Source organism: Nostoc sp. 'Peltigera membranacea cyanobiont' 210A (genome assembly GCF_002246015.1).
Taxonomy (GTDB): domain Bacteria; phylum Cyanobacteriota; class Cyanobacteriia; order Cyanobacteriales; family Nostocaceae; genus Nostoc.
In genome coordinates this window covers 641,345-654,365 of the sequence record NZ_NOLJ01000006.1, presented here as the reverse complement: position 1 = coordinate 654,365, position 13,021 = coordinate 641,345, and the positions used below count along the sequence as shown (strand labels likewise).

12 protein-coding genes and 1 CRISPR repeat array are annotated in these 13,021 nt (G+C 42.3%); of the genes, 5 read left to right on the top strand and 7 right to left on the bottom strand.

The annotated features are described in order from the left end of the window. Positions 1 to 33: 33 nt before the first annotated feature. Positions 34 to 807: a hypothetical protein gene (locus tag CDG76_RS22060; RefSeq protein ID WP_094351047.1), complete on the top strand. Its 774-nt coding sequence runs from the start codon at positions 34 to 36 to the stop codon at positions 805 to 807. A 63-nt stretch (positions 808 to 870) separates the two neighbouring features. Here the strand turns inward: CDG76_RS22060 and CDG76_RS37535 are convergent, their stop codons facing one another. After that, on the bottom strand, positions 871 to 1,032 hold the full coding sequence (locus CDG76_RS37535) for a hypothetical protein (RefSeq protein WP_190240933.1): 162 nt from the start codon (positions 1,030 to 1,032) through the stop codon (positions 871 to 873). A gap of 133 nt (positions 1,033 to 1,165) precedes the next feature. Here CDG76_RS37535 and CDG76_RS22055 point away from each other — a divergent pair, with 133 nt between their 5' ends. Continuing rightward, complete coding sequence (locus CDG76_RS22055; RefSeq protein WP_094351094.1) at positions 1,166 to 1,444, top strand: hypothetical protein; 279 nt, start codon at positions 1,166 to 1,168, stop codon at positions 1,442 to 1,444. 129 nt (positions 1,445 to 1,573) lie between these two features. Here the strand turns inward: CDG76_RS22055 and CDG76_RS22050 are convergent, their stop codons facing one another. The 3 genes from CDG76_RS22050 to CDG76_RS22040 all read right to left on the bottom strand — a co-directional run bounded on the left by CDG76_RS22050 (position 1,574) and on the right by CDG76_RS22040 (position 4,877). Then, positions 1,574 to 2,464: a hypothetical protein gene (locus CDG76_RS22050; protein WP_094351046.1), complete on the bottom strand. Its 891-nt coding sequence runs from the start codon at positions 2,462 to 2,464 to the stop codon at positions 1,574 to 1,576. A 70-nt stretch (positions 2,465 to 2,534) separates the two neighbouring features. Beyond that, entirely contained in the window at positions 2,535 to 3,128 is a 594-nt protein-coding gene (locus tag CDG76_RS22045) for a DUF1517 domain-containing protein (RefSeq protein WP_094351045.1), read from the bottom strand. 177 nt (positions 3,129 to 3,305) lie between these two features. Next, positions 3,306 to 4,877, bottom strand: a complete 1,572-nt coding sequence (locus CDG76_RS22040; protein WP_094351093.1) for a pentapeptide repeat-containing protein — start codon at positions 4,875 to 4,877, stop codon at positions 3,306 to 3,308. A 70-nt stretch (positions 4,878 to 4,947) separates the two neighbouring features. On the opposite strand from CDG76_RS22040, the gene CDG76_RS22035 reads away from it, so the two are divergent. Continuing rightward, positions 4,948 to 5,784: a prephenate/arogenate dehydrogenase gene (locus CDG76_RS22035; protein WP_094351044.1), complete on the top strand. Its 837-nt coding sequence runs from the start codon at positions 4,948 to 4,950 to the stop codon at positions 5,782 to 5,784. Positions 5,785 to 6,186: 402 nt separating this feature from the next. Continuing rightward, positions 6,187 to 6,483: a hypothetical protein gene (locus CDG76_RS22030; RefSeq protein WP_094351043.1), complete on the top strand. Its 297-nt coding sequence runs from the start codon at positions 6,187 to 6,189 to the stop codon at positions 6,481 to 6,483. Between the two features lie 44 nt (positions 6,484 to 6,527). Here the strand turns inward: CDG76_RS22030 and CDG76_RS37530 are convergent, their stop codons facing one another. After that, positions 6,528 to 6,668: a hypothetical protein gene (locus CDG76_RS37530; RefSeq protein WP_190240932.1), complete on the bottom strand. Its 141-nt coding sequence runs from the start codon at positions 6,666 to 6,668 to the stop codon at positions 6,528 to 6,530. Positions 6,669 to 6,883: 215 nt separating this feature from the next. Then, a CRISPR array of direct repeats spans positions 6,884 to 7,865; the repeat unit is 37 nt; unit sequence ATTGCAATTCATCAAAATCCCTATTAGGGATTGAAAC. A 262-nt stretch (positions 7,866 to 8,127) separates the two neighbouring features. On the opposite strand from CDG76_RS37530, the gene CDG76_RS22025 reads away from it, so the two are divergent. Then, positions 8,128 to 8,694, top strand: a complete 567-nt coding sequence (locus tag CDG76_RS22025; RefSeq protein ID WP_094351042.1) for an antibiotic biosynthesis monooxygenase — start codon at positions 8,128 to 8,130, stop codon at positions 8,692 to 8,694. A 291-nt stretch (positions 8,695 to 8,985) separates the two neighbouring features. Here CDG76_RS22025 and hetF read toward each other — a convergent pair whose 3' ends face one another. Continuing rightward, a complete protein-coding gene (hetF, locus tag CDG76_RS22020) occupies positions 8,986 to 11,511 on the bottom strand; it encodes a cell division protein HetF (RefSeq protein WP_094351041.1) in 2,526 nt (841 codons plus the stop codon). Between the two features lie 1,015 nt (positions 11,512 to 12,526). Then, entirely contained in the window at positions 12,527 to 12,724 is a 198-nt protein-coding gene (locus CDG76_RS22015) for a hypothetical protein (RefSeq protein WP_143854143.1), read from the bottom strand. Positions 12,725 to 13,021 lie beyond the last annotated feature (297 nt).

The window sequence follows — 13,021 nt, the reverse complement described above, 5'->3', positions numbered from 1 at the left end:
TCGAGGTGATAGTTTCACCGGAGACAGGGCAAGATGTATATTAATTTTTTCATCAGTTCTATTGCAGGAATTGTGGTTGTGGTGCTGGCAGCTTTTGGCTTACTGCAATGGTTGCACATCCCTGCTGGTAACTTTCTTGACTGGGTGATTGGTGGTGCTAGTTTTTGGTGGCTGTTGGTAATTGTTACCGTACCGTGGAATGTGCATTTTCAAGCCAAAGAAGTCTTAGCAGAAGCAGCACAATCAACTGAGAAAGGAATTCCAGTCGATGAGAAACAAGTGAAGTATGTCACAGTGTTGGCAAAGCGATCGCTCTGGGTTGCCATAGCTTTACACTTATTCTCAGCCATTGGTCTTTATACTCTTGCTGTCACTGGTATTAGTACAGTTGGATATATAAGTTCTGGTGCAGCCTTGTTATTAACAATTCTGCGTCCCGCGATTCGCGCTTATGAGTATTTATATGCGCGGTTAGCGATGATTCGCCAAGAATGGAAGTATCCACGCGAAGATATTTTTGAACTGCGCGATCGCTTCTCTATATTGGAACAAAAAATCCAGTCATTGGAAGATCAACTCAATCCTGAACAACCCTATTCCTTATCGGCAACTCAACAACGTTTTGCCGAAGAAACTCGCAGAGATTTAGCTCGAATTGCGGCCAATTTAGAAGAATTACGGGCGACAAATCAAACGGAACATGAGCGTTTGGGGAGAGAAGCCAGAAATGCGATCGCGCAACTTTCCACCGACGGGCAATTTCTCGATCATGTCCGCGAAATTATTCGATTTTTTAAGACCGCTTAATAATTGCTTTAAGAGGTTGTTTGAAAAGTGTTTCGCTGTGACTTTAGGCACTTGATGAAAATTCTAGATCGCAAAGATGCGATAAATCATCACAAAGACGCGATAAATCGCCGTCTCTACAAAAAACTGATTATTGTAGAGACGGCGATTCATCGCGTCTCTAAAATTTTTGATACCGACAAGAGGACTTTTCAAACATCCTCTAATAGCTATGGCGGTTCTCATTTATATGAAGTACATTTTTCAACCTCACCCCGTGTTTGCGTCAGGAAAGATCGGGTGAGATTCTGATTGTATATGTTATAACTTTGTACGGATGATGTTTGGTGAAGCTCACATAACTTCAGGAGTACTCACGGTGAATCAGATACAACTGACTTTAACTATTGGCTACTTATTAATGACATTCTATTTTTTAACTAATTGGTTAATATTTTCCTTACGTCATACTGCTTCCAATCCCGAAGATAAATTTTTATCGGTTGTGATGTTTGTGGTGACAACTATCTTCTGGCCTCTGATGATTCCGATGTCTTGTTTAGAAATGGTTCAACAAAAGCGAATAGACTTTAGTAAAATGATTCCTGTTCTCTTAGCAATATTTGTATTTAGTATTTCATATTATTTAACCGAATAATTAATAATTCCTCCTCGTAAACTGCATAGATATAAAGAGAAGCCGGAGGTTTGACTTGTTACCCTCCGGCTTCTTTATGCACAACTACCTTTACTTGTTAGGCAGTCTATTTATTCAACTTGGAATTGATTAACGGCGTCTGCTGCCAAAACCACTTGAGCGGCGGGGTGCTGTACTACGCCCACTACCAAAACCACTGCCAGAATTGCGTCTAGGTGAGGTGGCTCTGCCAGAAGGTTGCAATGTGCTACCACCAAAACCAGAACCAGAAGGACGGTTATTACCTGTAGTGCTACGCGGGGTATTGCGTATATTTGAATTTCCAGGATATGACCTTCTAATTGTCCCTGTATTGCGGAACGCAGTGCGATTTGTTACGGCTGCTGGTGGCGCATTATAGCGAGTTTGGTAGTTTTGAACTGCTTGGCCATAGCTTCCGCCATATCCACCAAAGCCACTTAATCCTTGTCCTGATTGATAGACAGGGGGTACATAATATTGGGGTCTAAACAACATACTACCAATTGCCTGTCCCGCCAAGCTACCAGCTACAGACCCAGCAAATGGTGCCCAGAAGTTATTTTCTCGACGCACTACAGTCGTTTCTTGTTGTCCTGTTTGGGGATTGGTTTTATTCTCGGTAACGTTGTGGACGTACTCGATTTTAAAGTCTTCCGTCAGATATAAAATCGGTTGTCCTTTTTCTACCTTTAGATAGGTTTTCTTACCCTGCTTGATTTCATCATCAGTTAACCGTGCCATTTGCAAATTTTCGGTTGCAAAGGTTGGGGGATTATTGTTAAGTAAAAACAGGCTATACTCACCAGTTGCATCGTCATAAGTAGCTTGTTGTATTTGATACTGCCCATCACTCAGTTTCGTGTTAGTAGAGGTTTGGCTAACGTTCTTAGCTGGAGGGGTAGTGGTATTTTGCTCTCCTCCCCCACAGGCTACAGTTGTCAGGCACAAACTCATAGCTAAAAAAACGGCTGTAAATTTACGCACTATGGTCATGATCATTGGATTATTGTCCTATCTCCAAGCTTAACAATTTCTCGATGTGAGTAGTAAGTACGGACTACCCAACAGATTACAAAGGAATCAATTCTGGGTAATATTGCAACAGTTGATCGCTAGTGAGTTCATCGCCTAACTGTGCTGGTGAAAAATGTACTTGGATTGCCTTTAATCTATGTTTATAATGCAAATTTATCAATGCTTTCAATCCTTCCTTGAGCGCCTGAACGTTAGAAAGATCGGTTTCTAATTCTGGCACTTCTCCTTCATAAGCGACTGTAATCATCACAATAATGTTGTGGGTTACAGGTATAGATAAAGGTTCATTCAATCCAGAGTCAGAACTGTAATTTGGTTCGCTGAGATATCTTTCGGCAGAGTCAGTAAATAATTCATTCACGTAATCCCCCGCTTCGCCCTCATTAAAAAATACGTCACCTTCGTTAGCAGCAGAAAGCCAATATTCATCATATTGCAGCAGGGTTTGGCTGATTTCTACCAATCCTTCTCCTAAAACTTCTAAATCGCCATCGACATCGATCGCATCCCGTCCAGCACTATTTAATACTCCCAAAATTGGCGCTACTTCACCTCCCCCTAAGTGCAGAAATAGGCGAAACACTACATAGCGAGTTCGACCGATCATTTTATTAAAAATATTGCTCATTTTTTCCTCCAAAATTTTTGTTTTTTGTCATTTGTCATTTGTCATTTGTCATTAGTTCAATGCCCCATGCCCACTTGCCCTGAGCGTACCTTGGAAGGAAGCAAGCTACGCGTAGCGTCTCACAGAGAAGCCGTTCGCGTAGAGTCTCGCAGAGAAGGGATGCTCCATCCCCCATAACTAATGACTAATATAATGAAATCCTTTGACAAAATCTATAATTATATCTAATGAAGGTAATATATTTTTTGTTGAATCACTGGATATATCATAAGCTGAAGCATTGAGAGCAGAACGATTAATAAATCTTTTACCAAAGTTGGGATGGTCATAAACAATCAAGGTGTGGGCGCTGGAATTCGTTAAAACTATTTGGGTTGGGGCTTTACAAAAATTTAACTTTGCGGCTACTTCGATATTTTTTTTCATCTGTTTAATTGTTGTAGCCTGATTTATAGCTTGTTCTAAAAGAGTATTTAATTGTTTCACTATATGAGGCGATTTTAGCGGTTTTAAGTTTTGATTTGCAACAACTTCACTGTTAATCATTTCCACAATCCTAGAAATATTCTTTTGCGTAGATGCTGCATCTAGAAAGGGAAGAATGACGATGTAAGCAGTGAGAAATAATGCTTCGTCGCTATCTACATGAAAGGTGAAAATAGTTCGGCGACGGCCACTTTCAATGCTTGGAGGTTGTTTCAGCCCCCGATATTCTTGAGCAATTTGGTAGTAAGCGCCAGCGATCGCAAAATTGGCTTCGTGTTCTAAGGCTGCATCAACAATAATCCGAATTGTTGGCGGTGTTTCGTTAAAAAAATCTCGTGACTCTTCAGAATGGAAGTTTTGGACAATGGAGCGATCGCCATTTGGGCTAAGATCGACCCATTCACAAATCATGCCTTCAGTTTTTAAACCAAATCTGGAAGTGGCATAAAGCTTGGCTCCCGTTAAGGTTGCTCCTGTTAAGTCAGCACCGATCCATTCTGCCCTAATTAATTTTGCCTGAGTTAAATTGGCGTGGATTAAACTTGTATTTGTTAAATTGGCATTGCTTAAATCTGCGCCAATTAAATCAGCCCCGCTCAATTTTGCACCGCTCAAATCTGCCCATCGGAGATTTGCGCCGCTCAAATCTGCCCATCGAAGATTTGCACCACTCAAATCTGCCCCGCTCAAGTTAGCATGGCTGAAATTTGCTTGTCTGAGTTCGGCATCTCGCAAATTTGCACCGCTCAAGTCAGAACGACTGAGATCGCTGGCGTTTAAGTTAGCCATCTCAAAGTTTGCTCCAGTTAAAGAAGCACCTCTCAAGATAGTCTCGCTTAAGTTAGCGTGACGGAGATTCGCTTGGCGGAGTGTCGCCTCTCGCAAATCAGCACCGGTGAGGTCAGCTTCCAATAAATCAGCGCGACTGAGATCAGCGCGAATTAACTCGGCGCGGATTAATGACGCTCCTCTGAGTTGAGCGCGACTTAAATCCGCTCGAATCAAATTAGCAACGTTGAGACTGGCGTTATTGAGGATGGCGCTGCATAGATTCGCGCCACTCAGTCTAGCTACATTTAGCTTGGCATTGCTCAAGTTAGCTTCATTCAGATTCGCGCCACTCAGGTTGACTATACTCAAATTAGCATCGCTCAAATTTACACCACTAAGTTTTACTCCACTCAGATTGGCTTCTGGGAGATCAACACCACTAAAGTTTAAGACTCCTGCTGCGTATTGTTCCAGTAATTCCTCTACAGTCATCGATGCTACCCCTTGGATGCCAACTTTAATAGTTGGTAAAGTCATAAAAAACGGAATGTCAAAATCAAAAATGAATATTGGAATTTTAGGATTGGGACTAATAGGCGGATCTTTGGGTTTTGATTTGCGCTCGCAAGGACATCATATCTTAGGAGTTAGTCGCCGTGAAGCAACCTGTCAAAAGGCAGTTACCCTCGGCAGTGTTGATGAAGCATCAGTCGATCTGAGCCTATTAGCAGCCGCAGAAGTTGTATTTATTTGTACACCTCTAGCCCTTATTGTGCCCCAATTTGAACAGTTAATCGCTCATTTGTCTACTGCTACAGTTGTGACTGATGTAGGTTCGGCGAAAGCACAGATAGTCAAGGATATTACTCCCCTTTGGGATAATTTTATCGGTGGTCATCCAATGGCGGGCAGAACAGACAGTGGGATAGAAGCTGCACAGCGAGATTTATTTGTTGATAAACCTTATGTATTAACACCGATAACGACAACCCCAACTAGTGCAATTACAGTTGTGGAAGAAATTGTGCGATCGCTCAAAGCTAACATCTATTATTGTCAACCAGAGCAACACGATCGCGCTGTGAGTTGGATTTCTCATTTACCGGTGATGGTCAGTTCCTCGTTGATTGCCGCTTGTTTGAGCGAAACTGACCCCGATGTTTTGCAATTAGCCCAAAAGTTAGCTAGTTCAGGTTTTCGGGATACTAGTCGTGTGGGTGGCGGAAATCCAGAGTTGGGCGTGATGATGGCGCGGTATAATCGTCAAGCATTGCTGCGATCGCTGCAACAATATCGTCAAAACCTCGATGAGTTGACTAACTTAATTGAGCAAGAAAATTGGGTAGTTTTAGAGGAAAAGTTCAAATTAAGGCAACAGGCACGACCTGATTTTGTTTAATAGTTGTCAGGTGCGTTTAGCTATGGATAACGCACCCATTTTTTAATTTAGTGAGTTAATTAACAAACTTTGTTGGCTGCTTTTTTGTCAAAACAACTCTCCACAGCTACTCAGAAATTCCAACAATAGACCTCTTGCATAAATCAAAAATAAGAAAGAACCCCACCCCGCCAAAGCTACGCTTTTTCTCCCCTCCCCGCTTGCGGGGAGGGGTTGGGGGTGGGGTGTTAGGGACTTTTGCAAGGAAAAAGTTAACCCAGGATAGTATTTATTAGAGAGGGGTTGGGGGTGGGGTGTTAGGGACTTTTGCAAGAGGTCTAATAAAATCTTTAAAAATGCTACTCAACAGTCTGACAGTCACCAAACCGATGTACCATACAGATAAATTTACAAAAATCAACAATGGTAGAACGTCCAATTAAGAAATCGGAACGTCAGTCTCAAGGAAGCACTGACAGCAATTCCGAAAATTCGGATTCTGTAACCCCTATTGAATCCAACCCCAAAAGCTCAAAACCGAGCCGCGATCGCTCGTCTGACAAAGGGAAAAAAGGATCATCATATAGGGATGAAGGCAGACAACCGGTGAATCCTGCACTAGCGCGTGGCCCAAAACCCGTTAAACCTCCAGCCCCCAAAGTTCAAACAGAAGAACTTGAAACCGAATCAGAATCTATCTCTGAGGAGCCTCAAGACTAACATTACAAGTGTTGTTGTGTGTGATGTGGGAGGCTATAAGCATATTAAAGACTGGGATTTCTGGCTCCGAAGGCAGCGATCGCGCCCCCCATCACCATTAGATTATTTTTAGCGATCGCATCTCTCACAGAATTTCTGTATGTCAAATGCGCGAATGGGTAGGTGTACAAATTCCACAGCCACAAAAAAGTGCTTCTATCTCAATACCAGTAAGCATTTCACCCCACTCACCACCCAATTATCATCCGCGCAATCTCTGAAATGCTTACAAAAACTAGGGTGTCAGCCTTTAACTTTTATCGGCACTCTTCCCAAAGGAATTCTCTAATGCTATGATTGCTCCAGAATCGCGCAACCGCACCTTGAAAACTAAATACAGCTTGGCTTTCACGCTCCCGCTATTGCAATTCATCAAAATCCCTATTAGGGATTGAAACGCAGGAACTCCAACAGTTCATCCCAGCGCTTGCATTGCAATTCATCAAAATCCCTATTAGGGATTGAAACCGCTACTCAAGTGTCATTGCAGTATTACTCGCTAATTGCAATTCATCAAAATCCCTATTAGGGATTGAAACCGAGCAAAACAAGTGCATTATACATAATCGTGATTCCATTGCAATTCATCAAAATCCCTATTAGGGATTGAAACTACTCGAAGCACTCATTGCACAAATCCGTTGGGGGCATTGCAATTCATCAAAATCCCTATTAGGGATTGAAACTTCACAATCTCGATTCCACTGGAAAAAGCTTACAAAATATTGCAATTCATCAAAATCCCTATTAGGGATTGAAACATAACCACAACACCGGGAAGAATTCTAATCATCAAATTGCAATTCATCAAAATCCCTATTAGGGATTGAAACTGTAGGATTGTTTTTTGTGATTTAGTCATGGGTAAGATTGCAATTCATCAAAATCCCTATTAGGGATTGAAACGGATTTGAGAAGGATTAGGATTATGCAAAAACAACAGATTGCAATTCATCAAAATCCCTATTAGGGATTGAAACTTTTCTTTAGAACAAAGCCATTTTTATTGATGGTAATTGCAATTCATCAAAATCCCTATTAGGGATTGAAACAAACCTGTTCCCGATGCGGACACATTCACCCTGTCAAGATTGCAATTCATCAAAATCCCTATTAGGGATTGAAACATTACCTGCGACTGAAGTAAATTGATGTTGGTCTACGATTGCAATTCATCAAAATCCCTATTAGGGATTGAAACTCAAAAGGCTGGAGTGCAGAGCAACTATCATCATATTGCAATTCATCAAAATCCCTATTAGGGATTGAAACCGCCACGGGGCATTTTGGGATATCACACCACCATATTGCAATTCATCAAAATCCCTATTAGGGATTGAAACAAGCCATGAATCTGAAGCAATTTGCAGAACTGCAATTGCAATTCATCTTTAGTCCAATTCATATTTGGTATTTATTGTCAATACATAAAACCTAAAATATATATTGCAGAAATCAATTTGCTTAATTTACAACATCTCAGTACAGTAAATTTAAAAGCAGTTTGAAGGTCATAAAAGTTTCACAGCAAGTAAATCGATACTTGCCCTCCGAAAATCAAGCTACGTGAAAAAATCTAAAATCCAAAATTGATTGGCATAAATAATGGAGATAGAACAAAACGATCAATTTGTAACCGTGGTCATTACACAACTTGTCAAACCGGGATGTGAAACTGCCTACGAAGCTTGGTTGAAAGAGATTACCAGGGTTTCCAGAACTTACGTGGGTCACATGGGAACAAATGTGATTTGCCCCCAACTTGGGGTGCGAAATGAATATGTGATTATCTTCCGATTTGACAGTTATGAAAATTTAGAAGTGTGGATGACATCGCGCGATCGCGAACATTTGCTCAATCAAGGTAAGCATTTGGTTGAATCCGATCCTTATGTTCAAAAAATTAGTGGATTAGAAGCTTGGTTTTCTCTTCCCGGTCAACCCTTAAAAACTCCACCGCGCTATAAAACAGCCTTGCTAACTTGGGGAGCTGTATATGTGTTGATTAATTTATTGAATACGTTCTTAGTACCCCTAATTCGTGCTTTACCACCCTTGATTATTTCGTTGATTATAACGATTACTATGGTTTTGCTCTTAACCTATGTTGTCATGCCGAGAGTTAGCCGCTTGTTTAGCTTCTGGCTATATCCTAAATCACGAAAAATTTAGGAATAAAGTCGAACTAACCCTATTTCAGATCCGAAGACAACCATCACAGCGATCGCGCCATCACAATATATTACCGAAGAAAGGCAGAGGGCAGGAGGCAGAGGGCAGGAGGCAGAAAATATATGTTTTTGCCTTCTGCCACAGGGTTTAAGAGCAACTAAATTTATTTATGCAAAACAAAAAATATGTATTTTGAGACGCGCAGCGCAAAAAATACGGTTTCCTTGTTAAATCCCCTAAATTTATTTATGGGGATTTCCTCCTGCCTCCTGCCTTCGTCCTCCTGCCTCCTTAATGTTCTTCGCCTTTTTTCTGAAGGAGCGATCGCCAATCTTCAATCGCCTTCTCCGTCCACAGCCAATTTTTAGCTAATTTATCTACCTGAAAATTTTCTCGATCGGACTTGAGAACCGTTTGCCGCAACTTAATCGCTTCATTCAAATATTGCGTCTGCTTACCATTAGGTTGACTAAGTGCAGATTTATACAATCCAAGAGCTAAACCAGCATAAGAAGTTAAAGCATCTTGAGGAACTGCTGTATTTCTGGATGTTGATTTTGTGTTCTGTTCTTTGAGAGCTAAATTCAAAGCCTTAAACCAAGAATCATTGGCTCGATTCAGATTGCCTTCTGTGTAGTAAGCAAATCCCAAAGCGTTATTATATAAAAGCGATTCGGGTTTAGCTTTGGCAGCAGTTTCCCAATAACGGCGGGCATCATCGACGCTATAGTTATTGTCTCCAGTTTGGATAGACTGCCACGCCAATCGTCCCTTGTAAAAGTTTACAGATGGATCGTCAGCTTGTTTACTGGGAATTAGTTTTAAGGAAGTTTCAGCCGCAGCCAGTGCGCCCCGATTGAGTAGTTCTTCTACAGCCAATAGCCCACCTTGCAAGTCACCCTGGCTCAATTTTTCCGTAGCAGTAGCGGTGACAATTCCAGTTGCTTCTATTCCTAAATCGATATTTCCCTGCTTTTGAATCGGTCGAGAATCAGGTAGAGACTGGGTAGGAATTTCTGGTATTTTAGGCAGTGCTTGGGGGCGATTTTGCCACCACCAATTTAAACCGATGGCAGCAGCGATCGCACCGATCCCCACAACGCCGACAATCGGCCACAGCTTGCGGCGACGGGTACGATTTCTTGGCGGGGGTGGTTGCGATTGCGAAAAATTAGAATTTTGCCTATTTTCTTCAAGGTTTCCAGGAGTTGCAGGTGTCGGTGGTGGAACTTCTCCCCACAAATCTGCTGACTCTTCTGAAGAAGTCATTTCCTCTGAAATCTGGCTTTGGTGAAGACTATTTTCGCGAATTTGGTGATCCGGTTCAGTTGCAGGTTTTTGGTTATCTAACTGACGAAACAAATCCGAAACTATCGCAGAATCTTCTTCATAGCTTGGGTCATCATACTCAATTTCATCAACCAGATCCCCCCAAGTATCTTCACCCAGCCAATCCAACCCAGAAGAGTCCCGCGTCAAACCACTAGGAATCATGTCTTCCATTCCTAAAGGCATCTCGCTATCATCAGGTATACCATGGTACATCGTGGAAGTTGCCCCTAAAGGCGAACTATACTGATTCAACGACTCCCTACTTGCAGATACCTCAGTTTCCTGACTTAAAAAACCGTCAAATTCTGGCTGGAGATATAAAATCGGTAATGCCCAGTACATCTGGTGAGAACCATAAGCAGAAATTAATCCTTGGCGCACCCGACTTACACACAAATCTACTGGATATCCGTGACTTAAATTGCGGTAAAACAATTGTGTGAGCGTCAACGCCACTTCATCAGGAATCCGTTCTGACATCGCCAAAACGCTTCTAATTCCGCGCTTCACGAGACTTTCCGCTAAGTTTCGTTCGCCAGTATCTCCAGAGGGATTGGACGCTGCTGTGTATGCGCCCAAGCAGGAATTAAACACTGCCATTTGGATATTATTGTTGACGAGCAAACCTGCCAAATCGTCCCCAGTCAAGATTTCCGTTAAGCCAGTTCTGCGACTAACAAGATAAATTTCTCCGCCATTTGCGCCTAAGTTACTATGACCAGAGTAGTGGAGAACGTGGTATCTGCCTTGTTCTAAGGCTTGCGTCAGTTCTTCCCGTCCTGGTTGGTCTAGTACAGTGAGTTCAATTTCGGGGAAACGATTGCGACTTTCACCAAGTCGTGACGTTTGACGGTGAAGTTCCGCTTGCAGTTTAATTGCTTCTTGTTTCTGTAAGTCAAGACGGACTTGATCTGAGGGAGAAGCAATTATCATCAAGACTCTGACACCACCTTGTTCTTGTGGTGTGGGCATATTTTGGGTAGGCGTAGCCCCCCGCAGGGATCGCAAAGGAGAAGCCCCCGAAATTCCACTTTGGAAGCGAGAAAAAGCCACATAAGGCCCAGTAGCCAGAGGGCGATCGCCTGCGTGCATCACTTCCCAAGGCAAACGAGCTAATCTAGTGTCTTTTAGCCCCAAGCGTAACCGTAGTACTTGTTGATGGTTCTGGGCAATACCTTGGGCAGTAATCCAACTATCTCTGAGAGTGCCTTGAAATAGGGCGTTATAAAATTGTTGACCCAACGCCACCAAATTCACAGAATTTCTGGCGATATCGCTTTCATGCCCTCCAGAGGTAAATGGATCTCCTTGCAACACCGAATTCAACGGGTCATTCATCAAATGCCCAGCAGCCATCAACCAATCACCTATAGGCCAAGTCACCAATTCTTCTGCCAATGGTACCCCAGGCGCGACTTGTTCCGTCCGCACCAAGTAGTCATTTTGCCCTACTGGGGTTACGGAAATATGGAATTCCTGGGTCACAACTTCTCCTGTCCGCCTCCTAAATCTGGTTTGAAACGCGAAAGTTTCAAGTCGATTTTTCGCTCTCTCTGATAATTTAGATGCATCCTGCCCCTGAATGTTTCTGATTCCGCGCTGTTTTGGTTTTTCCTGCCTTTACAACTTTATCCGGATCGGATTACTTGGGTCTAGAACACTTAATTGGTAGATGCACCTTGATCTTCAACTCCCCTAGCTGGCTAACACCCACTGGGGGTTTTTTTTATTTTTGGCAAACAACAGCAACTTCTGACGCAGATATTCTCTACCAGAAAATAGTGCTTAATCCTAGAATACTTGATTAATAGATGGATGTCCCTCGATCTTTAACTTCCCTAATTGAGTTAATATCCACTTTTGTTTTTTCGATACACGACAACAATCAATTTTCTAATAAATTTATCCGGAGCATGGTGGTTAAACCTAGAACATTTAAATGGTAGATGCACCCTGATAACTAGCTCCCCTGGTTGGCTAACGCCCACTGGGGGTTTTTTTATGAAAATTGAGTCCTATTGATTAACCCTGACACACCCATTTTGTAAAGCAGCGCACCGATCGTTTAATTGGTAGGTCTGTCCTGATAACTAACCCCTCTGAGGTTTTTCTTCGATCGACAAACAGTAACAACTTCAACCTCTGCTAATTTATCCGGTAGCGACCCATTTATTTTAGAAAAGATTATTGATAGATGCACCCTGATAACTCACTCCCCTAGTAGGCTAACACCCACTGGGGGGTTTTTCTAGTTGCGTCACCAATAGCGATCGCGAATGCGTCTAGTTAAGAAATGTTAGCGAGTCTTTTCCTCTCAGAGACGCTATAGGTAGCTTGCTTCTCCATAAGACTACGAGCTTTACAGCCCATCGTAGACATCGCCTCTCATTTAATTCATTTTTCCCGGAAGATGCTGGCTACCCCTAGAAAAGATTATTGGTAGATGCACCCTGATAACTCACTTCCCTAGTAGGCTAACACCCACTGGGGGTTTTTTTATTTAAAAAATAACTGACCCTGATAACTCACTCCCCTGATAGGTTAACACCCACTGGGAATTTTTTCTACTAGTTGCCTTACCAATAGCGATCGCGAATGCGTCTGGTAGAGAAATCTTGGCGAGTCTTTTTCTCTCAGAGATGCTACGCGTAGCTTGCTTCTCCATAGAGGTACGAGCTTCACAGAACATCGTAGACATTACCATCAACCCTAATTTAGTTCATTTTTCCCGGAAGATACTGGCTGCCCCTAGAAAAGATTATTGGTAGATGCACCCTGATAATTCACTCTCCTAGTAGGTTAACACCCACTGGGGGTTTTTTTATTTAAAAAATAACTGACCTTTGTACAAATTTATCCGGAGTATGGTCTTCAACCTGAGAACATTTAATTGGTAGATGCACCCTGATAACTAACTCCCCTGGTTGGCTAACGCTCACTGGGGGTTTTTTTTGCCGTAGACGCGTAGCGGTGAGCTAGATAACTGGAGTACATC

What these genes read in the sequence shown, in the direction of transcription:
- CDG76_RS22060 (WP_094351047.1), top strand. Translation starts at nt 34, where the DNA reads ATGTATATTAATTTTTTCATCAGTTCTATTGCAGGAATTGTGGTTGTG.
- CDG76_RS37535 (WP_190240933.1), bottom strand. Translation starts at nt 1,032, where the DNA reads ATGAGAACCGCCATAGCTATTAGAGGATGTTTGAAAAGTCCTCTTGTC.
- CDG76_RS22050 (WP_094351046.1), bottom strand. Translation starts at nt 2,464, where the DNA reads ATGATCATGACCATAGTGCGTAAATTTACAGCCGTTTTTTTAGCTATG.
- CDG76_RS22045 (WP_094351045.1), bottom strand. Translation starts at nt 3,128, where the DNA reads ATGAGCAATATTTTTAATAAAATGATCGGTCGAACTCGCTATGTAGTG.
- CDG76_RS22040 (WP_094351093.1), bottom strand. Translation starts at nt 4,877, where the DNA reads ATGACTGTAGAGGAATTACTGGAACAATACGCAGCAGGAGTCTTAAAC.
- CDG76_RS22035 (WP_094351044.1), top strand. Translation starts at nt 4,948, where the DNA reads ATGAATATTGGAATTTTAGGATTGGGACTAATAGGCGGATCTTTGGGT.
- CDG76_RS22030 (WP_094351043.1), top strand. Translation starts at nt 6,187, where the DNA reads ATGGTAGAACGTCCAATTAAGAAATCGGAACGTCAGTCTCAAGGAAGC.
- CDG76_RS22025 (WP_094351042.1), top strand. Translation starts at nt 8,128, where the DNA reads ATGGAGATAGAACAAAACGATCAATTTGTAACCGTGGTCATTACACAA.
- CDG76_RS22015 (WP_143854143.1), bottom strand. Translation starts at nt 12,724, where the DNA reads ATGTCTACGATGTTCTGTGAAGCTCGTACCTCTATGGAGAAGCAAGCT.